Source organism: Herminiimonas contaminans, from assembly GCF_015645465.1.
Lineage (GTDB): Bacteria > Pseudomonadota > Gammaproteobacteria > Burkholderiales > Burkholderiaceae_D > Oxalicibacterium > Oxalicibacterium contaminans.
The window spans coordinates 113,365-138,592 of record NZ_JADOEL010000003.1 but is presented as its reverse complement, the minus strand read 5'-3'; the positions used below and the strand labels follow the sequence as shown (position 1 = coordinate 138,592).

At 55.6% G+C, this 25,228-nt stretch carries 17 protein-coding genes and 1 riboswitch; of the genes, 10 read left to right on the top strand and 7 right to left on the bottom strand.

Annotation, left to right across the window (positions count from 1 at the left end):
* Window positions 1-79 precede the first annotated feature (79 nt).
* Complete coding sequence (locus tag IXC47_RS05120; protein ID WP_195874905.1) at window positions 80-1,099, bottom strand: RluA family pseudouridine synthase; 1,020 nt, start codon at window positions 1,097-1,099, stop codon at window positions 80-82.
* Between the two features lie 708 nt (window positions 1,100-1,807).
* On the opposite strand from IXC47_RS05120, the gene IXC47_RS05115 reads away from it, so the two are divergent.
* Window positions 1,808-4,693: an Rne/Rng family ribonuclease gene (locus IXC47_RS05115; protein WP_195874904.1), complete on the top strand. Its 2,886-nt coding sequence runs from the start codon at window positions 1,808-1,810 to the stop codon at window positions 4,691-4,693.
* A 206-nt stretch (window positions 4,694-4,899) separates the two neighbouring features.
* On the opposite strand, the gene IXC47_RS05110 is transcribed toward IXC47_RS05115, so the two are convergent.
* The 4 genes from IXC47_RS05110 to IXC47_RS05095 all read right to left on the bottom strand — a co-directional run bounded on the left by IXC47_RS05110 (window position 4,900) and on the right by IXC47_RS05095 (window position 10,247).
* Window positions 4,900-5,412, bottom strand: coding sequence for a 6,7-dimethyl-8-ribityllumazine synthase (locus IXC47_RS05110; RefSeq protein ID WP_195874903.1), 513 nt, complete (start codon window positions 5,410-5,412; stop codon window positions 4,900-4,902).
* Window positions 5,413-5,488: 76 nt separating this feature from the next.
* A riboswitch (FMN riboswitch) is annotated at window positions 5,489-5,663 on the bottom strand.
* 118 nt (window positions 5,664-5,781) lie between these two features.
* Window positions 5,782-7,245, bottom strand: coding sequence for a DNA recombination protein RmuC (locus tag IXC47_RS05105; RefSeq protein WP_175626603.1), 1,464 nt, complete (start codon window positions 7,243-7,245; stop codon window positions 5,782-5,784).
* Between the two features lie 43 nt (window positions 7,246-7,288).
* Window positions 7,289-7,693 (bottom strand): group II truncated hemoglobin, encoded by a 405-nt coding sequence (locus IXC47_RS05100; protein ID WP_175626602.1) that lies wholly within the window; start codon window positions 7,691-7,693, stop codon window positions 7,289-7,291.
* A 52-nt stretch (window positions 7,694-7,745) separates the two neighbouring features.
* Window positions 7,746-10,247 (bottom strand): ABC transporter permease, encoded by a 2,502-nt coding sequence (locus tag IXC47_RS05095; protein WP_195874902.1) that lies wholly within the window; start codon window positions 10,245-10,247, stop codon window positions 7,746-7,748.
* Window positions 10,248-10,594: 347 nt separating this feature from the next.
* Between IXC47_RS05095 and IXC47_RS05090 the strand changes: the two genes are divergently transcribed.
* Window positions 10,595-10,879 (top strand): hypothetical protein, encoded by a 285-nt coding sequence (locus IXC47_RS05090; RefSeq protein ID WP_175626600.1) that lies wholly within the window; start codon window positions 10,595-10,597, stop codon window positions 10,877-10,879.
* A 13-nt stretch (window positions 10,880-10,892) separates the two neighbouring features.
* Here the strand turns inward: IXC47_RS05090 and IXC47_RS05085 are convergent, their stop codons facing one another.
* Complete coding sequence (locus tag IXC47_RS05085; RefSeq protein WP_195874901.1) at window positions 10,893-11,579, bottom strand: RES family NAD+ phosphorylase; 687 nt, start codon at window positions 11,577-11,579, stop codon at window positions 10,893-10,895.
* Window positions 11,579-12,016, bottom strand: coding sequence for an antitoxin Xre/MbcA/ParS toxin-binding domain-containing protein (locus IXC47_RS05080; RefSeq protein ID WP_175626598.1), 438 nt, complete (start codon window positions 12,014-12,016; stop codon window positions 11,579-11,581). Before IXC47_RS05080 ends, IXC47_RS05085 begins: the two co-directional genes overlap by 1 nt.
* Before the next feature lie 176 nt (window positions 12,017-12,192).
* On the opposite strand from IXC47_RS05080, the gene IXC47_RS05075 reads away from it, so the two are divergent.
* The 8 genes from IXC47_RS05075 (at window position 12,193) to IXC47_RS05045 (ending at window position 25,222) form a co-directional block, all read left to right on the top strand.
* On the top strand, window positions 12,193-12,585 hold the full coding sequence (locus IXC47_RS05075) for a helix-turn-helix domain-containing protein (protein WP_195874900.1): 393 nt from the start codon (window positions 12,193-12,195) through the stop codon (window positions 12,583-12,585).
* A 244-nt stretch (window positions 12,586-12,829) separates the two neighbouring features.
* Complete coding sequence (locus IXC47_RS05070) at window positions 12,830-13,405, top strand: helix-turn-helix domain-containing protein (protein WP_195874899.1); 576 nt, start codon at window positions 12,830-12,832, stop codon at window positions 13,403-13,405.
* Window positions 13,406-13,708: 303 nt separating this feature from the next.
* Window positions 13,709-15,394: a methyl-accepting chemotaxis protein gene (locus tag IXC47_RS05065; RefSeq protein ID WP_195874898.1), complete on the top strand. Its 1,686-nt coding sequence runs from the start codon at window positions 13,709-13,711 to the stop codon at window positions 15,392-15,394.
* 392 nt (window positions 15,395-15,786) lie between these two features.
* The gene (locus IXC47_RS05060; protein ID WP_230089406.1) at window positions 15,787-17,340 is read left to right on the top strand and encodes a TolC family protein; all 1,554 of its coding nucleotides are present in this window, start codon (window positions 15,787-15,789) and stop codon (window positions 17,338-17,340) included.
* On the top strand, window positions 17,337-17,564 hold the full coding sequence (locus tag IXC47_RS19325; protein ID WP_230089405.1) for a hypothetical protein: 228 nt from the start codon (window positions 17,337-17,339) through the stop codon (window positions 17,562-17,564). Before IXC47_RS05060 ends, IXC47_RS19325 begins: the two co-directional genes overlap by 4 nt.
* Before the next feature lie 12 nt (window positions 17,565-17,576).
* Complete coding sequence (locus tag IXC47_RS19320) at window positions 17,577-18,119, top strand: efflux RND transporter periplasmic adaptor subunit (RefSeq protein WP_326838368.1); 543 nt, start codon at window positions 17,577-17,579, stop codon at window positions 18,117-18,119.
* 51 nt (window positions 18,120-18,170) lie between these two features.
* Window positions 18,171-23,840, top strand: coding sequence for an Ig-like domain-containing protein (locus IXC47_RS05050; RefSeq protein ID WP_195874897.1), 5,670 nt, complete (start codon window positions 18,171-18,173; stop codon window positions 23,838-23,840).
* Window positions 23,837-25,222, top strand: coding sequence for an efflux RND transporter periplasmic adaptor subunit (locus IXC47_RS05045; RefSeq protein WP_195874896.1), 1,386 nt, complete (start codon window positions 23,837-23,839; stop codon window positions 25,220-25,222). The genes IXC47_RS05050 and IXC47_RS05045 overlap by 4 nt, the downstream gene beginning before the upstream one ends.
* The last annotated feature ends 6 nt before the right edge of the window (window positions 25,223-25,228 follow it).

Sequence of the window (25,228 nt, the reverse complement as noted above, 5' to 3'; positions counted from 1 at the left end):
CCCGGCAGCGCGCTGCCAGCTCCTTTAACTATATAAATAGATATGACGCGCTGACCGACTCGCGACCAGCACGCATCAATTAATTAGCGGACTTCTTCAAACTCTTCAGGAAGCGCTCGCACTCCGGCGGCAAAGGCGCATTCAGCGTCACTGACTTGCCGGTTTCCGGATGGATGAATGTAATTTGATGTGCGTGCAAAAACATGCGTTTCAAGGGCACGCGTTCGCCATCAGCTTTCTGCAAATCACGATTCAGCGCGAAATCACCATATTTATCATCACCAGCGATCGCAAAGCCGCTGGATGCCAGATGCACGCGGATCTGGTGCGTACGACCGGTTTTCAATTCTGCTTCCAGCAAGGCAAACGGGCCGTAACGCTGAATCAGGTTGAACACCGTATGCGATTCCATACCATCGGCTTGTACGCGTACCCGACGCTCACCTTCCGGCGTCGTATATTTATGCAGCGGCAAGCGCACATGCTGGCGCGCATTCTTCCAGTCGCCATGCACCAGCACCAGATAACGCTTGTCAGGTTCGCCACCACGGATTTGCTCATGCAAATTTGTCAACGCCGAGCGTTTCTTGGCCAAGACCAGTACGCCGGAAGTATCCCTATCCAGACGGTGCACCAATTCCAGGAATTTGGCATCTGGACGTGCTGCCCGCAATTGCTCGATCACGCCATAGCTGACACCCGAACCACCGTGCACGGCAACACCGGCCGGTTTATCGATCACCAGCAAATGATTGTCTTCAAGCAAGATTTTGAATTCTGCACCGGGCGCGGTCGATGGCGCTTTTTCGGCGATCCGGATCGGTGGGATGCGGACGATATCGCCTTCAGCCAAACGATAGGTTTGATCTATGCGACCTTTGTTAACGCGCACCTCTCCGGAGCGCAAAACGCGATAGATGTGGCTTTTCGGCACGCCTTTACAAATACGCAACAAAAAGTTGTCTATGCGTTGTCCGGCGTCTTCATCATTGATCGTAACAAGCTGAACTTGAGCCGGAACGGATGATTGGACCTGTGATGACCGGGAGGGCGAGCGGGTTTGAGCCTCTTTCCCAGAAAATATCGCTAAGTCCTTCATTTTGAATATATAATCAATTCGCAATGGTTAGTAGCCATTGCAGGTGTAAGAATAAAAAGCACATTCTACACAGGGGCGTCTCCATCGGCCTCGCCAATTTGCAAATTCGATGGAAAAGATGTGTATGCAGCGCCCCTGTGCGAGTCAAGGTTGCACCGTTGTTGTAATCGGATAACGCGTAAGGGTGTTGGTCAAGAATGTTTGGATTGTTAGGATAAGTCCGGCAAGCTCGCCGTTTAATGGCAAGCTTGCTGGTTGATAAAGTTGAAACTGTTTGCCGATTCTGCCCATGCTCTGTATGGCTCAACCAATTTGCTCACCACTCGCGATTGTGTTTGTAGCGCTCGATTCAATCGACGCGCACGATGCAGATCAAGTGCGCATTCGGCATCCGCTTCACTTTATCCGCGCCCCGTTGTGACTACAGCGCATTAGCGCTAAGTATCACACACCAAGGCAATTCCCTCCCCAAACCTTCCTGCCCCGCGTACATCCCTGTACTGTTGCTGTAGATGGCGCATATCGCCGTTGATGCCACATAGAAACGCACTGTAGAACTGCAGCTTGCTGCGAATTTTCCCGATAGCCATAGCTGTCGCCACTATTCGCTTCACGCAGGACACATGCTTGCGATTCACTTGTGCCTCGACGGTTATATGTAGTGCTACTGCACATAAAAAAACGGCCTTAGAGCCACGGAGCACTTACATGAAACGCATGTTATTTAATGCAACGCAGCAAGAAGAATTGCGTGTTGCTATTGTCAATGGGCAAAAACTCATAGACATCGATATCGAAACAACCGGACGCGAACAACGCAAGTCCAACATATATAAAGGCGTCATCACCCGTATCGAGCCTTCGCTCGAAGCCTGCTTTGTCAGCTACGGTGAAGATCGTCACGGCTTCCTGCCATTCAAGGAAGTTGCCCGCACCTACTTCAAGGAAGGCGTCGATGTCCGTAACGCCTCGATTAAAGATGCGTTGCGCGAAGGCCAGGAAATCATGGTCCAGGTCGAAAAGGAAGAACGCGGCAATAAAGGCGCTGCACTCACCTCCTTCATCTCGCTGGCCGGCCGCTACCTGGTCCTGATGCCGAACAACCCACGTGGTGGCGGTGTATCGCGTCGCGTCGAAGGGGAAGATCGCCAGGAACTGCGCGAAACCATGGACAAACTGGACTTGCCGCAAGGCATGTCGGTGATTGCCCGTACCGCTGGTATCGGCCGCAATGTCGATGAGTTGCAATGGGATTTGAACTACCTGATGCAATTGTGGCGTGCGATTGAAGGCGCCGGTCAATCCGGTGGCGGCGCATTCCTGATTTACCAGGAATCCTCGCTGGTCATCCGCGCTATCCGCGACTACTTCCAGCCTGATATCGGTGAAATCCTCATCGATACCGACGAAATCTACGAACAAGCTCAGCAGTTCATGAGCCACGTGATGCCAGACATGGTGCACCGTGTGAAGCGCTATCGCGACGACGTGCCACTGTTCTCCCGCTTCCAGATCGAACACCAGATCGAAACCGCGTACTCGCGTACCGTGCCGCTGCCATCCGGCGGCGCCATCGTCATCGATCACACCGAAGCGCTGGTATCGGTCGACGTCAACTCGGCGCGCGCTACCCGCGGCAGCGACATCGAAACCACTGCATTCCATACCAACTGTGAAGCGGCCGAAGAAGTTGCCCGTCAATTGCGCTTGCGCGATCTGGGTGGCCTTATCGTCATCGACTTCATCGACATGGAAAACGCCAAGAACCAGCGTGAAGTCGAAACCCGTCTGAAAGACGCACTGCACTACGATCGTGCACGCGTGCAAATGGGCAAGATCTCGCGTTTCGGCCTGATGGAATTGTCGCGTCAGCGTCTGCGTCCATCGCTGTCCGAAGGCAGCCATGTTACCTGCCCGCGTTGCAACGGCACCGGCCACATCCGCGATACCGAATCGTCCGCATTGCAAGTCCTGCGCATCATCCAGGAAGAAGCAATGAAAGAAAATTCAGCTTCGATCCATGTTCAGGCACCAGTCGACGTTGCAGCCTTCCTGCTCAACGAAAAACGCGGCGAAATCCTGAAGATCGAAACACGTCACCGCGTTTCCGTCATCCTGATCCCGAACAAGCATCTGGAAACACCACACTACAAGCTGGAACGCATCAAGCACGACGATCCACGCCTGGAAGAAACACAAGCCAGCTACGCGATGACGGAAGAAGCAGACACCGACATCAGCTACGGCAAACGTCAAAAAGAAGAAAGCAAGCCACGCCAGGAAGCCATGGTAAAAGGCATTACGCCGGATCAACCAGCCCCTATCGTGGAACGCAAACCAGCAGAAGCCGCCAAAGCAGCGCCTGTTGAATCCAAAGGTTTCTTCCAAAAACTGTTCGCCTTCCTCGGCGGCGGTGCTGAACAGCCAAAAGCGGCAGCAGCCCAGCCAGTAGCAGAAGACAAACAGCAACGTAACCGCGAACGTGGCGAACGCAATGCCAACGGTGGCCGTAACCAACGCAACCGCAGCCGCGGTGGTCGTGGTCGCGATCGTGAAGAACGCGAAGAAACAGCTAAACCAGCAGCACCAGCAGCAGAAACCCAACAAGCCCGTCCGCCACGCCCACCGCGTGAACCACGCGAGCCACGTGAACCACGTGAAGGCAATGCTGAAGGTCAACAAGGCCGCCGTGAACGCACACCGCGTCCACCACGCGAAGAACGCAAGGAAGTCGCTGAGGATTCGGCATTGTTGCAAGGCGCGGCAGTTGCTGCCAGCGTTGCACCTACCCGCAACCCGGCTCCAGCCGGCGAAGCAACTGAAGCAGTCGTGGTACTGGATGCAAACGGCATCCCTGTTCCAGCCGCTGAAGGCGAAGAACAACCACGTCGCCGTCGCCGCCGCGGTGGTCGCAACCGTAATCGTCGCGATCGTGACAACACCGAAGCAGGTGCTGAAAACGAAGGTAGCGAAGAAGACGTAAGCGCATCGCAAGACGAAACTGCACCGCAAGTTCAGGTACAGCAAGCCGCGTCAGCAGTAGTCAACGAAGCTGTCGCAACCGAAGCACCAGTCAGCGCTCTCACCGCAGCTATCGCAGCTCCGGTGGTACCGCAGGAAGTGGCCAAAGTTGAAGGTGAAGTTGTTGTTCCGGCAGTCGTATTTGCCCCTGCTCCAGCACCGGCACCAGTCGTTGAAGCTGCTCCGGCAGTGGTAGCGGCACCAGTAACAGAAACAGTGGCCGCAGAAGTTGTTGCGCAAGCTGCACCGGTTGCACCAGCAGTTGAAGTTGCGCCAGTCGTAATCGAACCTGCTCCGGCACCAGTTGCTGCGGCTCCAGTCGTTGCACCTGCACCAGTAGAGGCACCTGCTACTCCAGCTCCAGTAGCAGCACCAGCCGCACTGTCGACCGACAACCTGGCAGCAGTCCTGCAAGCTGCAGGCCTGGTACTGGCTTCCACCAACCCTGAAAAGCTGCGTGCAGCTCAGGAAGAAGCCGCCAAATACGTAGCGCCACCACGTGTACCACGTGAACGCAAACCGGTTCCACCGCAATCAACTGAACCGTTGATCCAGATGGAAACCAAACGGTAATAAGTAAAAAGGGAGCTTCGGCTCCCTTTTTTATTGTTGGTCTGGTTTGCGTGTTGATGTTGCTGAGTCTTTTCTCTCTACGAAGAGCAAACAGAATCAGCAACAAGCGAACGAAAACCAACCCACCAATAAAAAATGCCGCTTAGTAAATCCAAGCGGCATTCCCATTTCCAACTCCCCAAACTACTCGGGGAGCAAAACCTGCATCAGGCAGCAATCCGCTCCTGCGTCAGCGCTTCTATCTTCTGCAAACGCGCAATCGTGTCCGCACAAGCATGCGCCGCTTCCTTACCCTTCACCAGGAAGTGCTGGAAGAAGAAGTTTTGATGCTCATCGTGCGAGTGGAAGTGATGCGGTGTCAACACTGCGGAGATAACCGGCACTTCTGTTTCCAGTTGCACCTGCATCAAACCGCTAATGACAGCCTGCGACACGAACTCGTGACGATAAACACCACCATCGACCACCAGGCCAGTACCAACCACGGCCGCGTAACGGCCAGTCTTGGCCAATACCTTGGCGTGCAGAGGAATTTCAAATGCGCCAGCGACTTCAAAGAAATCGATGCTGTCTTCGGTATAGCCGCGCTCGGCCATTTCAGCGATGAATGCGATACGGCATTGATCAACGATTTCCTTGTGCCAGCTGGCTTGTATGAAAGCGACACGACGTACTGCGGATTTAGATTTGATATCTATAGCTTGTTGCGTTTGTGGCATGTGAAGCTCCTGTTTGCAAATAAAATGCAGGGCGTACAGGAATGGCAAAGCGCACGTTACCGTGCGTGTAAAGTCATTCCGTTCTCTATCATCCGGACTATGACCGTCGGCCTCGGGATCACACCGAGTCTGCTGACCTTGTTGAAGTTGTCTGCAGAAAGCAGACCGGAAACTCCAGCAAGCGCTCGCGGGCTATACGCCTAAACGTAATTACCGCCGGTGGGGAATCGCACCCCGCCCCGAGAACGTTAAACTGATGCGAGGTATGCGCGAATACGTCAGCACACACATCGCATCAGATGTCGACAATTTATCATGATTTAAAAAAGGCTGCAGGCGAGCAACGAATTTGCAATTCCACTGCTACTCTTACTCGTCCAGCAGATCACCCAAAGGCAGGTCTACACCGAGCAATTGCTGCGCGGCCTCACTCGGCAACGCTTCAACTGATTTGAGTTTGCGCGTCATTTGACGGCTGCGTGTTTCAGCTTGTTCGATATTCTTCGCCGCACGTTCCAGGGTAGTCTTGGTCGCTGCCAGCACGTCGCCAAATTTGCCGAATTCAGTTTTGACTGCACCCAGCACTTGCCACACTTCGGACGAACGCTTTTCCAGCGCCAGAGTACGGAAGCCCATTTGCAGGCTATTCAACAAAGCCGACAAGGTCGATGGGCCAGCGATGCTGATGCGATGCGTGCGTTGCAAATCATCAGCCAGACCAGGACGACGCATGACTTCTGCGTACAAACCTTCAGTCGGCAAGAACAGGATCGCAAAGTCTGTGGTTAATGGCGGCGACAAATACTTCTCGGCAATTTTCTTCGCCTCAAAGCGCACTACCCGCTCCAGCTCACGCCCGGCCAGCAACACGCCATCTGCATCGGCGCGATCAGCAGCTTCCGCCAGGCGTTCATATTGTTCTTTCGGGAATTTGGCATCGATAGGCATCCAGATCGGTGTCTGTCCATCGTCAGTACCTGGCAACTTGATCGCGAACTCGACACGCTCACCGGAACGCGGAACGGTTTCCACATTCTTCGCGTACTGATCCGGTGTTAACACCTGTTCCAGCAACATCTCCAGCTGTACTTCACCCCAGGTACCGCGGGTTTTGACATTCGTCAGCACGCGTTTGAGATCGCCGACACCGATCGCCAGTTGCTGCATCTCGCCGAGGCCCTGATGCACTTTCTCCAGGCGATCCGAAACCAGCTTGAAGGATTCGCCAAGGCGCTGCTCCAGCGTCGCATGCAGCTTCTCATCGACGGTCTTGCGCATCTCTTCCAGGCGCGTGCCGTTATCGGTTTGCAAGTCCTTGATCTTGGCTTCCAGCGTCGCACGCACCTCAGCCATGCGTTGCGCATTCGATTCAGTCAGCGTACTCAAGGTTTGATTCAGCGTATCACCGAAATTTTTCAATGCTGTTGCCTGTTCTTCGCGTCCGGCTTGCGCTTGCGCACCTATTGCCAGGCGCATCGCCTCCAGCTGCTGGGCATTGGCTTCGTTCAGCTTGGCCAGTTGCTGGGCAAAGGAATCGATCTGATTGTTTTGCAGTGTGGCGACGCTGGTCAGCTGGGTCGCCAGCGCTTGCTGAAATTGCGTAAAGTTATTGCCCAATTCCTGCCGGGTCGATTGTGCGGTCGACTGCACTTGCTCGCGCAGTTCGCGCTCTATGCGCTCAGCACCTTGCTGTTGATGCGCTTTAATCTCATTCTGCAATTGCGTTAGCTGCGGTGTGATATCGGTGCTGCGTGCGCGCAGCAAGACCACCACCTGCAACACGATGATGACTGCAGCCAGCACTGCCAGGATGATGAAATGCAGTTGAGTCATGATTGGACTTTATTCGGGTGTAACGGGGAAAACTGCCGGATGCTTAACCGTGCGTATTACGCATCCAGTCAGCGGTGTCATAGAACGCTTGCTGCAAACGTTTTTGAATACGCTCTTCGATGCCGACATCCTGCATCGCGGTTTCCATGCAACGCAACCATTGGTCACGCTCATCGGTCGCGATCGCATAAGGCAGATGGCGTGCACGCAAACGTGGATGACCAAAACGTTCAACAAACATATTCGGACCGCCGGTCCAGCCGGACAGGAACCAGTAAAGTTTGTCGCGCGAACCTTCCAGTGTGGTCGGATGCATCTTGCGTATACCGGCATACGCAGGTTCGAGGTCCATCAAGTCATAAAACCGGTCTACCAGTTCACGTACTTTGGCGTCGCCGCCTATCATTTCATAGATAGTTGCAGGCTGGGTTTCTTGTTCAGTAGTCATAGCCTGCATGATACCGCATCGCTATTCGATACGGCATCATGCCCCGCCAAAATCAGGCTTCGCGCAGGGTCTGCAAAGGTGGTTGCTTGAGGACATGACGCAAGCCCACCCAGCCACCGATAAACGCGCAGGCAGCGCCTATGCCCAGTCCTGCCAGCCACACCACCGGGCTGAACATCCATTCGAAATCAAAGACAAAATGCGCCAGGCTCCAGCCCACTGCGGTCGCGCCCGTTGCCGCCAGCAAACCAGCCAGGCCACCCACCAGTGCAAACTCGATCCATTGTGATTGCGACAACTGCTTGCGCGTTGCACCCAAAGCGCGCAACAAGCCAGCCTCACGTGTGCGCTGATCCTGGGAACTGGCCAGCGCCGCATACAGGACCAGCATGCCCGATGCCAGTGTGAAGAGGAACAGGAATTCAACTGCCGTCACCACCTGGTCTATCACCTCCTGCACCTGCTTCAGCATGCTGCCGATATCGACTACCGTCAGGTTGGGGAAATCGCGCGTCAACTGGTTTTCCAGTCCGGTATTCGTCTGCGGCAAATGGAAGGCCGTGATCCATGTTTGCGGCATATCTTTCATCGCAGCAGGATTGATGATGACAAAGAAATTCACCCGCATCGAACCCCACTCCAGCTTGCGCAAGCTAGTGATAGGAACGTCGACAGTTTCACCTGCGACATCGAACTTCAAATGATCGCCCAGCTTCAGGTTCAGGGTCTTGGCCAGGCCGACTTCGACCGAAGCTTCCGGTTTGCTGTTATCAAACCAGCGTCCGGCGGTGATTTCATTTTGCTCGGGAATCTTCATCATGGTCGACAGATTAAACTCGCGGTCGACCAGACGCTTGGCGCGATCTTCGATAAAGGTTTCACCGGTGATTTCCTTGCCGTTAATCGCCAGCAAGCGGCCACGTATCATCGGATACAGATCATTACCGGCGATATTGTTTTGTGCCAGGCGTGCTTCTATCTGCGCCTTCTGCTCAGGCTGGATATTGATCACGAAACGATTCGGCGCATCTGGTGGTGTCGCGTTGCGCCAGGCTGAAACCAGGTCGCCACGTATCACCGTCAGCAAGAGCAAGGCCATCAAGCCCAAAGCCAGTGCCACCACCTGCACCACCGTCGCACCCGGACGGCGCTGCAATGCGGTGACGGCAAAACGCCAGCTCGGGTGATTGATCAAGCCGCGCAGCGATTGCAAAGACTTCAGCGCAAACCAGCTAATCACCGCAAAGCCAGCTAGGCCTCCGAGGAAGCCCGCTGCCGTCAGCAAACCCAGCTTCACATTACCCGCCTGCCACAACAGCAAGCCGACAAAGGTCAGCAAACCCAATACATAGGTCGCGATCGTCATCGGCTGCGGCATATCCTGCTCACGGCGTATCACACGGTTGTGCGGCACATTGCGCAACTGCAGGATAGGTGGCACGGCAAAGCCAATCAGCAACAGCAATCCGGTTACGATGCCCTGCGCCGCCGGCAAGAAGGAAGCCGCAGGCAAACCATTCGTCACCAATTTGCCCAGCCATTCGATCAGCACAAAGTGCGCAGCAAAGCCAATCGCGGCACCTACTGCACTGCCCAGCAAACCGACAATCAGGAATTCAATCAGGTACAGGCTGGTTACCTGATTCTGCGTCATGCCCAGGCAGCGCAGCATCGCACAGGCATCAACATGGCGCAGCATGAAGCGACGTGCCGCCATCGCCACTGCGACTGCGGCCAGCATTGCCGACAACAAGCCAACCAATGACAGGAATTGCTCGGCGCGCTCCAGCGTGGCGCGCATTTCCGGTCGTCCGGATTCCAGCGATTCGGTGCGTACGCCCTTGAGGTTTTGCTTCTCTATCTGTTCCTGCACCTGCTTATCAAACGCAGCAACGTCCGCTTGCTTGCCAGCGACCAGCATGCGATAACTGACACGTGAGCCGTTCTGCACCAGGTTGGTGGCGGCCAGATCAGTTTGCGCCAGCATTACCCGTGGCGCGAAGTTCATAAAACCTGCGCCGCGATCCGGCTCAAAGTTAAGTACCTTGGCAATCGTGAAGGTTTTATCACCCAGCTTCAGCGGACTGCCGACTGCGACATTCAGGCTTTCCAGGATGCCCGGATCGACCCATACCGTACCAGCGGCGGGAATGACATCTGTCACTTCGCCCTCACCTGCTACCGTCTCCGCCACTTTCAGCTTGCCGCGCAACGGGTATCCGGTCGTCACAGCCTTGATCGAAGCGAGCTTGGATACCGCTTGCTCGCCCTCACCGGCTATCGCCATACTCGGAAACACGGTGGTATCTGCCAGTTGCAAACCGCGTTGCTGTGCTTCCTTGCGCATGGCTGCAGCGATCGGCTCATCTGCCCGTATCACCAGATCAGCACCCAGCAATTGATGTGCATCGCGATTCAAACCGGCACGCATGCGATCAACAAAGAAACCGACAGAAGATAAAGCAGCTACCGCAACAATCAGCGACACCAGCAGGAAACGCAGTTCACCGGCACGCCAGTCGCGTTGCGTCATACGTAGGGATTGCACAAACATGAGTTCAGGCACTTTCTAAAAAACAGCAACGACAGCCGCAGCGAGCATGCAAAACGGCAAACCCGCGACGTTAAGGAATTCTGATGGGAAAGACATTAGCAGAGCCAGTCTGCTTGCTTAGCCTTATCCAGGCCAAGTTGCATAAGACTAACTTAAAAATGCCTATCTGGTGGCACGGAGCCGAAACCAAAATGTTGGTCATCGGCAAATGGAATTTTTGCCAGTCAGCAGAGTCGGTACTATATTGAGGGTAGCGTATTCAAAATAGCGTCAACACGCATGCTTATACCTCTGGCCGCAAGCGGCAGAACACATCTGCCGCCGTCCGTAGAGAAAAGGATGATCGCATGACTGTTACCAGGAATAAATTCGGGGTGCCGCAATATCCGCTGGATGATGCGCGCAGATTGTTTGTATTGGCATCTGCGATCGACTTACTGGAGCGCCCCACTCCCACCGCGATCGATGACCTGACAGGTATCGACAAAAGCTCGATAGATGAACAAGTCGACAAACTGCGCGAACAATACGGCATGGTCATCCACAAATTTGGCGACATCTACCGCATCGAGTCATGGGGCGACGTGCTGAACAAGGACAGCGTGGCAAAGGCGATGCAACAGGGCGCCTGATCTCCAGAACCACCTATTTACGTACCGCCTTCACCTTGGGTTCAGGTGTACCCGACCATGTCAGTTCATACACCTGCCCACGCCGCACATTCCCAACCAGTGCCGGACGGAAGCATGCCAGATTGGTACCGCCCGCATGCCGCACGCTGGGATAAATAATCCCCAGCGCTCCTGCTTCCAATAACTGTACTGCCAGCTTTTGCGACGCAAGATAGCTATCAGGTGCCAGGCATTTGGCATAACGCGTCGCGCCGCGCAGGTCATGAAACTCGCTATTAAAATCCGCCAATAAGACTTGATAACGCACACTATCGTCAAAACGGTCTATCTCGTAGTACTCGACCGTCTTGTGAAAGATGATCTCGGCCAGCGCTGTCTGCAACTCGAAAGCGCAATACCAGGCACCGCGTTCATCGGTATTGAAGCGACTACCTTCCGGCCGTGCATAGGTATATGCAGCGTTAATCATGCGAAAGTTAGGTACGCCAAACACCAGCTCGTCGACACCGATGCCGGTAGCCCTGCCATGCTCGGCGATCAGGCGCGCATTGGTTGCATTATCCAGCTCAAAGATGTCGGCCAGATGCTTCTCGTCTTCGGACAGCGCAACCAGTACTGAATCTTCTTTATCGACAAAACGCGAAGGGATTAAGCGGCAGGTATCAAACTGCCGCAACTGCACTAACGGAGGTGACGCCATCACAAGCCTCCGCGTCGTGCATCCAGTAATTTGCGTACGGTCTGCATCGCCAGCAAGCCACCAGCCTGCATATAAGCCAGCGGCGACACGCCGGAGAAAATCACGTTTTTATTCGGCAGACTGACCCACTCATCCGCCAGCTTCTCACCGTACAAAATGTGCAGCGCCTTGTAGATACCGATCAGATAGGAAATGCGCGTGATGCGATCGACCTCAAGCAGACGATCAGGATTCTTTTTCCACTCATAGAAAGCACTGCTGGACAAACCGCCCAGCAACTCGCGCGCATCTTCATCGCGCAGCTTCCACGCCGCGGCCAGCAAGAAAAAACCTTTCAGCGCGGAGCGCGACAAGCGCTCTCTTTCTGACTTCGCGTTCAGGTCTACCAGCGTTGCTGGTTCAAATCGGCTCTTCGGATAAGCGTAAGCTGCACTCATGATTACCTCCATATATGGATATAATATACTCCAAATACGGAGTTTCAAGTTTACTACCAGCACTCCTGATCAGCGCCGGACATGCAGAAAAACACGATATATGCATGAATGGTTTAAAACTATGCACAAATGATTGTTTCTTTGATCGTGATTATGCGCATATGTATAGTCTTTGCATGACTATAGGAAACCGACTGGACCAGGCCATGAAGGCCGCGCGCATCAAATCGCAAAGTGAACTCGCCCGTATTTCGGGCGTGCCGCAAGCGACGATTAGCCGCATCCTGAAAGGTGTCGGCAGCAAAGGGCCGGAAACTGAAACCGTCAAGAGATTGGCCAAAGCCTGCCGGGTTAGCTTCTCATGGCTGAATGAAGGCGTGGCGGAGCATTCCGACTCGGAGGAAGGTGCGACAGACAGCTATCCTGCTATGGACAAACGCATCGCACATGCGGTGAAAACCATGCAGCAGATGTCGGATTATCAGCTCAATCAAATGGTCAAAATCATCGATACGATAGCAGAACCATTACCCGGCAACAGTCCTGACAAGTCAGTCTCGGACAATTAAATTTCCGCCCAGCAGCGCACTTTTCTTCCGCAGTATCACATTGCCATTTCAGCGATCGCCAGCAGTCTGGCGACGCTCCCACCCCACCCTTCCAGACTAATCCCGCGTCATTTCCGTATAAAAAGACGCATCATTCTATTCATTTGAGTATAGATCAACGACCAGCGCAAATACTTACCAGATCAGAACCCGAGTATCCGAAAAAAGCAGCTAAACCGCCCTGGCCATATCTGAAACCAATGCCATGAAAAAACCACCTTCTCGATATTCTCCTCGTCCAGGCAGCAAGGTCGCAGAAGCCATCGATGCACTCGGCAATGGCCCTATGACACCGAAAGAACTGGCCCATGTGCTGCAACGCGATAGTTCTGCGATCAATACCTTGTTGTTACGCGCCCTGACGCATGCAGCCATCATCAGAGTCAAAGACCGGCGTGGTCGCCTCTATTTCGCTACGCCAGACACAATACTGGATGAACAATTTGTCCCTACTCCTCAAGGCGAATCAGGAATAGCAGATAGCGATACATCATCGAAACCAAACATCCTGCAGTTGCAGAGAGCCTCCGCCGAAAAAACACCCGCACTTATCTCTTCCAATGTGTACTCAATGAGCGGTCACGAAAATGGCACACCATCTTCGATCGAACACATCGAATTCCCATCACTCAGCTTCGAATCCAAGTCTCCTCCCGTCATTGCAGGCTTGTTCTCTGATGGTGAATTGACTATCTCGATAGGGGGCGAATGCCTGCAGCTCGACACCGCGCAACGCCAGCAACTTTATGCCTATCTGCACAAGATCAGGTACCTCGAATAAGCCCGCAAAAACAGCGCAACTGACACGTCAGCACGTGTCAATTTGGTGCACATCTTGTTAAGCGCATATTAAAAATAGTTGGGCTTAGTTTCATTTGACGTTTTTTAGCAAAAACCGTCGCAAATCCGCATCAAATCTCATATTTATGGGAGCGTTTATTTCCATACAGCATGGTAGCGTCATGAAAATTTCCTCATGGCATCACGCTTTTTTCTGGCCTCTGGACCTCTTTTTTTCACAAACGCGTTTCGGACTAATCATCACTCAGCGAAGAACTTCAATGACGTACATTGGGAGATAACGATGTTTGCAAATATGAAGGTAGGAACCAAGCTAGCCCTCGGATTCGGCATCACCGCCCTGCTTACATTGCTGATCGCAATATTCGCCCTGATGCGAATAAATCAGATCGACGGTGTCATCGCGGCACAAAACGAAATCCGCACCCAGCAACTGGAGCGCCTCTACACCGCGCGTGAAGCGCTCGGCCAGACCGGCCTTGCGGCGCGTAATGCGTACATCTTCACCAACAAAGCAGATGCGGTGAAAGAACTGGACATCCTGGATGAGCAAAAAGCCATCTATCTGGAAGCCCTGGCGCAGATGACGCCCCACTTCAAAGGCGATGCCAACTTTGAAAAAGTCAGCAAAGGTTTGCTGACCATGGCGGAAGAACTCAAACGCCCGCGTCAGTTCCGCGATGCGGATCAAATGGAAGCCTTCGGCAAATTCCTCGTCAATGAATGCAGTCCGCTGCGTCGACAAATCGTTGCAGACATCGGTGTAGTCGTCACTGCTATGCAGAAAGTAGTTGATGCGAAAAGCGCTGAAGCCGACCTCGCAGCGCGACAATCGATCACCATCATCGTCGCGATCTCTGCCATTGCCCTGCTCCTCAGCATAGGCCTGGGCATCTTCATCAGCCGCTCGATTACGCGCCCACTGAACGAAGCAGTACTGGTTGCACAAACTGTGGCCAGCGGCGACCTGACCAGCAAAATCGATGTCAAATCCAAAGATGAAACCGGTCAGTTGTTGCAAGCACTGAAAGACATGAACCAAAGCCTGATCGGTATCGTCGACGAAGTGCGCAGCGGTACCTCGACTATGGCGACCGCCTCCAACCAGATCGCCAGCGGCAATATGGATCTCTCTTCCCGCACCGAAGAACAAGCCAGCTCACTGGAAGAAACTGCCTCGTCAATGGAAGAACTCACCTCTACCGTCAGACAGAATGCAGACAACGCCCGTCAGGCCAACAGCCTGTCCATGTCCGCTTCCGAAATCGCAATCAAAGGCGGTGACGTCGTCAACGAAGTTGTCGTCACCATGAACGGCATCAACGACTCCGCGAAAAAAATCACCGACATCATCGGCGTCATCGACGGCATCGCCTTCCAGACCAACATCCTGGCCCTTAATGCTGCAGTCGAAGCGGCACGTGCCGGTGAACAAGGCCGCGGCTTTGCCGTCGTCGCCAGCGAAGTACGCAACCTGGCACAACGCTCCGCTGCCGCCGCCAAGGAAATCAAGGCACTTATCGACGACTCAGTCGGTCGTGTCGACACCGGCAGCAAACTGGTGGCGCAAGCCGGCTCGACCATGACAGAAGTTGTAGACAGCGTGAAACGCGTAACCGACATCATGGCTGAAATCATGGCTGCCAGCGAAGAGCAAAGCGCAGGCATAGAACAGGTCAACCAAGCCATCTCGCAAATGGATAACGTCACGCAGCAGAACGCGGCACTGGTAGAAGAAGCAGCGGCTGCCGCGGCCTCGCTCAAGGATCAGGCAGTCAAGCTGGAACAAACCGTCAGCGTCTTCAAGATCGACGCCAGCGCAATCCAGGCCGAGCAGCAACAGCAGGAAGCAGCGCGCTCGACACCGGTACGGCCTGCCCTGACTTCCAAACTATCCAGCATCAAACGCGCGGTCACGCCACCACGCCATCGACTTGCCGTTGTCGCGACGGCAACCGGTATCGATTGAACACAATTCAAATCGGTTTCGGATTAACAAGAGCGGCCAGGGTCACTACCTGACTGGGTCGTAAAAATAGCAGTAAAGCATTTCCCGCCCTGAGCGATCTCGGCGGGATTTTTTTCTGCTGGATGGGAATGGCAGGAACACTCACCTACTGCGTTTGCAGTATTTACATTCATTTTGAAATGAATAGACTCGTGTGCCTTATCAAAAATCGGCCTGATCAGCAATCAGCAGCCCGTTTTGTTGTTAAAAAATAGATGAGGCTAATTGTATTTTTATTAGAAAGTTAGCTAGTAAAATATTGCAGCGAGGAAAATCTGGAAAGTCAGAAAATTGCCAAATAGTTAACGACTGTAGTCGCGCCAGATAAATCGAATAACCAAAAAAATCAATCTATGTACAAAACCCTTAAGCATCCCTTCGTTCGTTTATCTGGTGTAAAGATGGGCGCGATTGCCGTCACCAGCGTGCTGGTTTTAAGCGGCTGCTCTACCTTCAATGTCGATAATGCCCGGCTTTCGACACCGGAAATCCGCGACACGCTGCTGCAAGACAAAGCCGCCTTACAAAAAGATATAGAACCACTGGCAGGACCGCTGACCCTGGACGGCGCGATTGCCCGTGCCATCAAGTACAACGCAGACCGTCGTTATCGTGCGCTGGAAGAAGCTGTCGCGATGGGCACTTTTGAAGCTGGCAAGTTCGACATGCTGCCCAAGCTGATGGCATCGGCCGGATACCGTGATCGCGACAAGGACCTGATCACCCGTAGCGTCGACTCAGTTACCGGTCAGCCTTCACTGGCCAATCCATACATCTCGTCCAGCCGTGAGGCAACCACGACCGAAATCGGTATTTCGTGGAGCTTGCTCGACTTCGGACAGAGCTATTACGCGGCACGTCAAAATGCTGACCGCGTGATGATCGCTGGTGAGCGCCGCCGCAAGGCCTTGCATAACCTGATCCTGGATGTACGCACCGCTTACTGGCGCGTCGTCGCAGCACAAAAATTATTGCCTTTGCTGCGCACTACCATTGCAGATTCGGAAAAAGCCTTGCAGGACGCACGCAAAGCAGAAGACGACCGCATCCGTTCACCACTGGAACCACTGCGTTATCAACGTCAATTGCTGGAAAACCTGCGCTTGCTGGAAACCATAGAACAAGAGTTGTCGACCGCACGAATCGAGTTGGCCAACCTGACTGCGCTGCCGTTGAACACTGACTATACGGTGGTCGAACCAGCAAGTGATATCAATACCGCCTGGTTGAATCAGCCGCTGGACAAGATGGAAGAAGTCGCCTTGCTGCGCAATCCTGATCTGCGTGAGGGCATCTATAACTCGCGTATCGCGCAACAAGAAACGCGTCGCGCGATGCTCAAGCTGTTCCCTGGCCTGTCTTTCAACTACGGTGCCAAGCATAGTGATGACAGCTATCTGATCAATCAAAGCTGGAACGAAGCTGGCATACAGTTATCGTTCAACTTACTGGGACTGCTGGCAGCACCGGCACAAATGCGCCTGGCCGATGCCGGTGTTGCACTGGCTGATCAAAAGCGGATGGCAATGCAAATGGCCGTGCTGAGCCAATTACATATCGCGCGCCTGCAATACGCAAACACTGCACGTCAATACGAACGCTCCGATGCGATCGCGCAGGTAGATAACCGTATTACCCAGCATGTATCCAATCAGGCGGATGCGCAAAAACAATCTGCGCTTGATCGTATTTCGCAACAAAGCGCAGCCGCACTATCGCAACTGCGTCGCTATCAGGCTTTGTCGAATGCACAGGCCGCCGCATCGCGCCTGCAAGCCACACTGGGCATGGAACCGACTATAGACGCTGCATCAGACATGCCTTTGGCCTCATTGACCGATGCAGTGTCCAAATCGCTGCAGACATGGAACAAGGGCCAGTTACCGGAAATTGAAAGCGCTCCATGAAGCAAGTTTTAATCGGTACCAACCTGCGTCGCTCACTGGCCTGCACGCTGCTGGTACTGACCCCGCTCATACAAGCCGCCCCGCCGCAAGCAGTCGTTGGTTCAACGCTGGAAACACGTGAAATCCGTGCGCAATTGTCACCACGTCGTTACACCACGCTGGCGGCCGAGATAGGTGCCAAGATCAATCGTTTGCCACTGACCGAAGGCGCAGCATTCAAGTAGGGGCAAACCCTGGTGCAATTTGACTGCGCGCTGCAGCAAACCCAGCTGGCCAAAGCGGAGGCTGCATTGATGGCGGCCGATACGGCATGGCGCGGCAATCAAAAACTGGCCGAGCTTAATTCGGTCGGCAAAGTTGAACTCGATATTTCGAAGGCTGATGTACTCAAGGCCCAGGCCGAAGTCTCAGCCAACCGCGCGTTAATCGGCAAGTGTCAGATTACCGCCCCGTTCAGCGGTCGTATCGCCGAACAAAAAGCGCGCGAGCAGCAATACGTACAACCAGGTCAGGCCCTACTGGAAATCCTCGACGACAGTCAATTGGAACTGGAATTCATCGTCCCGTCGCGCTGGCTCGCCTGGGTGCGCAATGGCGCCGCCTTCCAGGTCAATATAGACGAGACCGGCAAAACCTATCCGGCCAAAGTACAACGCATCGGCGCCCGTGTCGACCCTATCAGTCAGTCGGTCAAGTTGACTGCCGTCATTGACGGTCGCTTCAGCGAACTGGTTGCTGGCATGAGCGGCAAAGTCCTGATGGCACCGCCGCAGCGTTAGTTCTCTACACACTATTTAGTTGCACCACCCGCGCCCTTCGAGGAGCCTGCCATGAATCAAATGATCACTCCACTGAACCTTACCGCAGCGGCCCTCAGCACGCGTCGCCCGTTACGCCGTGCTTCGCAGTTGATGTCGCTGGAGCAGCGCTTCATGTTTGATGGTGCAGTCGTCGACGCAGCCCATGCCGCCACACCTGACAGCGCCCCGCCGCCGGTGCCACCGGCAGTCACGATACGCGCGGCAGATCCCGCGAAAGACGATGGCAAGAAGGAAGTGGTGCTGGTTGATACTTCGCTGGCAAATTACAAAACACTGGAAGCAGGCATACGCGAGGGCGTGGGTATTGTCGAATTCGACGGCAACAAAAATGGGCTGGCGCAAATTGCCCTATGGGCTGCCAATGAAGGCGGCTATGACGCCATCCACATCATGTCTCACGGTTCGGAAGGTGCCGTCATCCTCGGCACCGCGCAGTTGACCGAAGCGTCGCTTTCGAACGCAACAACCCAAGCCGAACTCGCGCAGCTGGGCCAGGCGCTGAGCGCCGACGGCGATTTACTCTTATACGGTTGCGACATAGCGGCTGGTACTAATGGCGCGCAATTGATTAACGGCATCGCAAGGGCCACCGGTGCCGATGTGGCTGCCTCGACTGATCTGACCGGTGCCGCCAGCCTCGGCGGCGACTGGACGCTGGAAGCGCATGCCGGCACCATCGACACCCAGGCACTGGCACCATCGCAGTACGATGGCACCTTGCAGGTGGTGAGCTTCACCTACGGCGTCGACGGCGATGAAAACGGCACCGACATCGACGGTAACGGCCAGGTGGGCTCGATCATGAAAACCGTCGGCGGCAAGTCCATCACCTTCGCCGGCGGCGGCCCCGAACTGTATGTCTACAACGATGGCAACGGCCTGTACTCCATGGCGGCGAACCGCAGCGACTCGCTGGTGACGATCACCGTCCAGAACGGCTACACCTTCGACTTGAACTCGCTAGACCTGTCGTCCTTCGGCTCCAGCCTGACCATCAATTACACCAAGGCAGACGGCACCGCCGGTACCCCCATCAATAGAACTATCGACGACAGCGGCATGTTGTCGCCGCTCACCCTGTCGCTGCAGGACGTCAGAAGCGTGACTCTTAGTTCCACCATGTTTACGACGTTCCAGAATTTCGACATCACCGACGTCAAGGCACTTCCTCCGCCGACCATCGTGGTCAACAATGATGCCCACCTGTCGGCCGACACCGGTACCAGCAATACCGATTTCATAACCAAGACCGCCGCGCAAACCATCACCGGCACACTTTCTGGCAACCTGGGCAGCGGTGAGCGGATCGAGGTTTCCTACGACAACGGCAGCACGTGGAACAACGCCACCAGCTACGCGGTCGGCAGCAGCACCTGGAGCACCACCACCACGCTGTCCGGCAGCAACACCTTCATGGCGCGCGTGACGAACGGCGGTTCCACCAGTACCGCGTTTTCGCACACCTACACCCTGGACACTACTGCACCGACCATCACCTTCAGTGGCCAGTCACTGTCGAGCGACACAGGCACCTTGGGGACTGACTTCATCACGCAGGACAGTAGCCAGACCATCACTGCTACACTCAGCAGCCCACTAGCCGGCACAGATATCGTTTGGGGCTCGATCGACAATGGCGCCCACTGGACCGACATCACCAACAAAGTCAGCGGTACTACCTTGACCTGGGACAACGTCACCCTCACCGGCAGCAACACGCTACAGCTCAAAGTCACTGACGCCGCCGGTAATGACGGCACGGTGCGCAGCCAAAGCTACACAGTCGACAGCACCCCGCCGACGACCACCTTCGGCAGCATTGCCTTGTCAAGCGACACCGGCGTCAGCAACACCGACTTCATCACTAACAGCGCGTCGCAGACCATCAGTGCCACGCTTAGCGGTGCACCAGCCGGTGGCGATGTCGTCTGGGGTTCAGTCGACGGTGGCGCGCACTGGACCAATATCACCAGCAAGGTTAGCGGCACCTCACTGAACTGGAATGGTGCCACGCTCGGTACGGGCGCCAACTCCATCATGTTCAAGGTCACCGACGAGGCTGGTAACGACAGCGCGCTGAGCTTCCGCAACTACACGCTCGACACAAGTGTACCGACCACCACTGTAGCCACTGCGTCCTTTTCCGGCGACACCGGGACTTCGCCAACGGACTTCATCACCAACCAAGCGGCACAGACCATCAGCGGTACGTTATCGGCCAACCTGGCCAGCGGCGAAACAGTCTATGTGTCGCTCAACAATGGCAGCACCTGGACCGCCGCCACCGCCGCCGTCGGCCAGAACACCTGGTCACTGCCCCGCACACTGACGGGTAACGGTACCCTGTTGGTCAGGGTTAGCGACACTGCCGGTAACGTTAGCACCGCGCTGTCGCAGGCCTACCAGTACGACACCACCTCACCGACCACTACCTTCAGCGGCCTGTCGCTGTCAGCCGATACAGGTAGCAGCAACAGTGATTTCATCACCAAGACCGCTAGTCAGACCATAGGAGCCACGCTGAGCGGACCACTCGCTGCTGGCGATATCCTGTACGGCTCGCTGGATAACGGCGCGACCTGGACCGACATCACCAGTAAAGTTAGCAGCACCAGCCTGAGCTGGGACGGCGCCACCCTCATTGGCAGCAACACGCTACAACTGAAGGTGGTCGATGCTGCCGGCAACCAAAGCACACCGCAAAGCAAAGCTTATACGCTGGACACCAGCGCCCCGGCCACGCCCGGCACGCCGGATCTGGCAACGTCCAGTGATACAGGTCCGCTCAACAATGACAACATCACGCTCGATACCACGCCTACGCTGAGCGGTACGGCAGAAAATGGCAGCACAGTCACGCTGTACGATGGCGCTACAATGCTCGGCACTGTTGTCGCTGGTGCCGGTGGCTGGACCTACACTACTGGCGTCTTAACCCAGGGCAGCCACACTATCACTGCCGTCGCCACTGATACCGCCGGTAACGTCTCAGCCGCCTCCAGCGGACTGACCATCACCATCGACACCACCGCGCCTACCGTAACCTCAGTCGCAGTCCCGGCCAACGGTACCTATAGCGCTGGCGGCACATTGGAGTTCACCGTTAACTTCAGTGAGGCAGTCATCGTCGACACCTTCGGCGGCACGCCGCGGATCGCCCTCGTTGTCGGTTCCACTACTCGCTATGCTGACTATGTATCAGGTTCGGGCAGTAGCGCGCTGCTGTTCCGCTACATCGTACCTAGTGGTGACATCGACGCCAATGGCATTACGATAGGCGCCTTATCAACCGGCGGAGCCCTAATGCAGGATGCCGCTGGCAACGACATCGTGACTACCCTCAACAGCGTAGGCAGCACGGCCGCCATCAATGTTGACGGCACCAACCCCGCCATCACCAGCGTCGGCTCCAGCACATCCGACGGTGCCTATGGCGCCGGCTCGACCATCACGATCACGGTCGATTTTTCCACTGCGATCAATGTCGACACCACCTTCGGCACGCCGACCCTTGCGCTTGCCAGTGGTGGCACTGCCACCTATACCGGCGGCAGTGGTACCGGCACGCTGACCTTTAGCTACACCGTCGGGGCTGGCGAGAACAGTGCCGACCTCGACTACAGCTCGGCCTTCGCGCTGGCGCTCAACGGTGCCTCGATTATCGATGCAGGGGGTTCCCAGCAATCCGCCAATATCATTCTGGCGACGCCGGGCACGGCCGGATCGCTGGGTGCAAACAAAGATATCGTTATCGATACCTCGGCACCGACCAATACCGTCGCCAGTGCCGCCTTCTCGGATGACACCGGAACCTCAGGCAGCGACTTCATCACCAAGACGGCAGCGCAAACCATCAGCGGCACATTAACTTCCAATCTGGCCGCTGGTGAACGCGTCTACGTCTCGCTCGACAATGGCGCTACCTGGACCCTCGCCACCGCCACGGTCGGCGCCAACACTTGGTCACTCGCCAATCAAACCTTAAACGGCAGCGGCACGCTGAAGGTGCGCATCAGCGACGACGCTGGTAATAATGGCACGCCTTACTCGCAAGCCTATGTACTCGACACTACGGCACCGAGCATCAGTTTCAGCGACATCGCGCTATCAGCCGACACCGGCAGCAGCGCAACCGACTTGATCACCAACACCGCGGCGCAAACCATCAGTGCTACGCTTAGCGCGGCACCAGCGGCCGGTGATGTTGTCTACGGCTCACTCGACAACGGTGCGACGTGGACCGACATCACCAGCAAGGTATCCGGCACGACACTGACCTGGAACGGCGTCACGCTGGCCGCCAGCGACACCCTGCAATTGCGCGTCACTGATGCAGCAGGCAACAACGGTACCGCCACCAGCCGTGCTTATGTACTCGATACGACTGGGCCGATGACCAGCGTGGCTAGCATCTCCTTCTCGGCTGACAGCGGCGCTTCGTCCACCGACTTCATTACCAACGTCGCCGCACAAACTATCAGCGGTACTTTGTCAGCCAATCTGGCCAGCGGTGAGACTGTCCAGGTCTCGCTGGATAATGGCGCTACCTGGATCGTTGCTACCGCCACCGTCGGTACTGACACCTGGTCGCTGAGCGGCCAGACGCTGAGCGGCAGTAACACCTTGCTGGTCAAGGTAGTCGACACTGCCGGTAATGATGGCACCGTGACAGCCCAGGCTTATGTCTACGATACCGCGGCCAGCGTGCCTACCGTCGATACACAGTCGACCACCAGCCTCACACCGGTATTGACCGGTAGCGCCACACTGGCGGCCGGTGAGACCATGACCGTCACAGTCGGCGGCGCTACCTATAACGTTACGCCAGTGGCCGGTAGCTGGACCCTGGATCTGGCAACAGCGGTACCGGTTAGCGGCAGCTTGACCCTGGTCATGAACCATCAATACAGTGTGGTCGCTACCGTCACCGATCTGGCTGGCAATACTGCCAGCGACAGCAACGTGAATGAATTGACAGTCGGTGTACTGCCATCAACAGCACCGCCACCATTACCTGTGGAGACGCAAACCCCGCCGCCGCAGGTAATCCATCAGCCGAGCATAGAACCACCGGCGCCAAGCGGCCCTGGCTCAGTTCCCGCGCCCGTTTTCGCGCCGTCGCCATCCGGCACTTGGTCCAGTGTTTTAAATCCGAGCGTGTCCACACTCGATAGCAATAGCTTGTCTTCGCCTTTCGATTCCACTGTGCGTGCGGAATCGACGGTCAACAGTGACGTATTGTTAATCAATAGTCCAATTGCAGACTTGAGTGTGGGCAGCGGCAGTCGCATTGCAGTACAAATACCAGGCGATGCCTTTATCTCATCCAGCACCATAGAGTTGAGCGCAACGCAAGCCAATGGCATGCCATTGCCAGGCTGGCTCCAATTCAATTCCCGCACCGGACGTTTTGAAGGTACTCCACCTCCCGCCTTCGAAGGCACAATTAGCTTCAAGGTGGTGGCACGGGATGCGCAGGGACGGATCGCAGTACAGACCTTCAAAATCGTTGTGACCAAAGATGGACAAGGTAACAAAGGCGCTCATTTAGAGCGCGGCATCGCCGAACCTATCGGTCGCGCCAGCCTGACTGAACAAATGCGTACCACGCGCGAAGCTGGTGCCGAACGCCTGGCCGTATTGGCGCGTAGTACGACAGGAGCGAGACCGGGGGCATGAGCGACGGCGCAGCAGGTAATCCGCTACTGAAGTTAATCGAACTGGCTCAGCGCGCACGCGCTGCTGCCAGTGCCATTGAACTTGCCTTCCTCGCAGTCAACGACACGCGCGTTTTGCTGCCTTACCGCCAGGCTGCATTATGGTTAGGCACAAGTGGTGTACACACACTGTCCGGCGTGGTGGCGGTCGAAGCCAATGCGCCATATGCACAATGGCTGAACCAGTTGTGCCGCACGCTCGCGACCCAGCATACAAGCGGTGGAGCGCTAACGGTCGATGCGACACAGCTACCCGCCTCGATAACTACTGCGTGGGACGAATGGTTGCCTGCAGCAGTAACATGGATACCGCTGCGCGGACTGCGCCATCCCGAAAACAATCACCCAACTGCTGATCAGGCTGGCTTGCTGCTGGCAGGCGATCATCCATTACGCCCGGACGAATTGGCGCTGCTAGAAGAATGGATGGATATCTGGCAGCACGCGTGGCGCGCCATGCATCGCCCTGCACGCTGGTCGCTTGCCGCTATTCCGGCGCGCTTACGGGCCTGGTGGCATGGTGGTGCAGCAGACAAACGCTGGCGTCGCCGTCTCGCAGCAGGTGTCGGATTACTGGTCGTTCTATTGTTTCCAGTGCGCCTCACGGTGCTGGCGCCCGGTGAGCTGGTACCAGCCAATCCGGCCACCATACGTGCGCCATTGGATGGCGTCATTGCAGATTTCGCCGTCACGCCCAACCAGACCGTCGCCGCCGGTCAGCTACTATTTTCTTTCGATCAGGCACCTATCGGCAGCCGCCTGGAAGTAGCACGCGAAGCCTTGGGTACGGCTCAAGCCGAGTACCGGCAAGCCGCACAACTCATGTTGAACGACCCGCGTGCAAAAACGCAATTAGCTACGCTCCTGGGCCGGATCGCCGAGAAACAGGCGCAGGCCAGCTTCCTCGAAAGTCAGGCACAACGTTCGCGCGTGGTGGCACCGCAAGCGGGTACCGTATTGTTCGATGATCCATCCGAATGGGTAGGTCGTCCGGTACAAACCGGAGAGCGCATCATGCAGGTAGCCGCAGCTAACGATATTGAAATCGAAGCGTGGGTACCGATAGGTGATGCCGTCCCGGTCAGCGAGCAAGCGCCACTGTCTTTGTACCTGGCAGCCGCTCCCTTGTCGTCGGTATCCGGCACCCTGCGTTACATGAGCCATCGTGCCACAGCGCGTCCCGATGGCAGCTACGCCTACCGGGTACGCGCCAAACTGAATGCCAGCACCGACCAGCGCGTGGGCCTCAAAGGAACGGCTAAATTGGGTGGTAGCTATGTACCGTTGGTCTATTGGGTACTACGACGACCGCTGGCCAGCATCCGTCAATTCCTGGCGATTTGAGTACGC

Coding starts and splice junctions, on each gene's coding strand:
- IXC47_RS05120 (WP_195874905.1), bottom strand. CDS start 1,099: ATGAAGGACTTAGCGATATTTTCTGGGAAAGAGGCTCAAACCCGCTCG.
- IXC47_RS05115 (WP_195874904.1), top strand. CDS start 1,808: ATGAAACGCATGTTATTTAATGCAACGCAGCAAGAAGAATTGCGTGTT.
- IXC47_RS05110 (WP_195874903.1), bottom strand. CDS start 5,412: ATGCCACAAACGCAACAAGCTATAGATATCAAATCTAAATCCGCAGTA.
- IXC47_RS05105 (WP_175626603.1), bottom strand. CDS start 7,245: ATGACTCAACTGCATTTCATCATCCTGGCAGTGCTGGCTGCAGTCATC.
- IXC47_RS05100 (WP_175626602.1), bottom strand. CDS start 7,693: ATGACTACTGAACAAGAAACCCAGCCTGCAACTATCTATGAAATGATA.
- IXC47_RS05095 (WP_195874902.1), bottom strand. CDS start 10,247: ATGTTTGTGCAATCCCTACGTATGACGCAACGCGACTGGCGTGCCGGT.
- IXC47_RS05090 (WP_175626600.1), top strand. CDS start 10,595: ATGACTGTTACCAGGAATAAATTCGGGGTGCCGCAATATCCGCTGGAT.
- IXC47_RS05085 (WP_195874901.1), bottom strand. CDS start 11,579: ATGGCGTCACCTCCGTTAGTGCAGTTGCGGCAGTTTGATACCTGCCGC.
- IXC47_RS05080 (WP_175626598.1), bottom strand. CDS start 12,016: ATGAGTGCAGCTTACGCTTATCCGAAGAGCCGATTTGAACCAGCAACG.
- IXC47_RS05075 (WP_195874900.1), top strand. CDS start 12,193: ATGACTATAGGAAACCGACTGGACCAGGCCATGAAGGCCGCGCGCATC.
- IXC47_RS05070 (WP_195874899.1), top strand. CDS start 12,830: ATGAAAAAACCACCTTCTCGATATTCTCCTCGTCCAGGCAGCAAGGTC.
- IXC47_RS05065 (WP_195874898.1), top strand. CDS start 13,709: ATGTTTGCAAATATGAAGGTAGGAACCAAGCTAGCCCTCGGATTCGGC.
- IXC47_RS05060 (WP_230089406.1), top strand. CDS start 15,787: ATGTACAAAACCCTTAAGCATCCCTTCGTTCGTTTATCTGGTGTAAAG.
- IXC47_RS19325 (WP_230089405.1), top strand. CDS start 17,337: ATGAAGCAAGTTTTAATCGGTACCAACCTGCGTCGCTCACTGGCCTGC.
- IXC47_RS05050 (WP_195874897.1), top strand. CDS start 18,171: ATGAATCAAATGATCACTCCACTGAACCTTACCGCAGCGGCCCTCAGC.
- IXC47_RS05045 (WP_195874896.1), top strand. CDS start 23,837: ATGAGCGACGGCGCAGCAGGTAATCCGCTACTGAAGTTAATCGAACTG.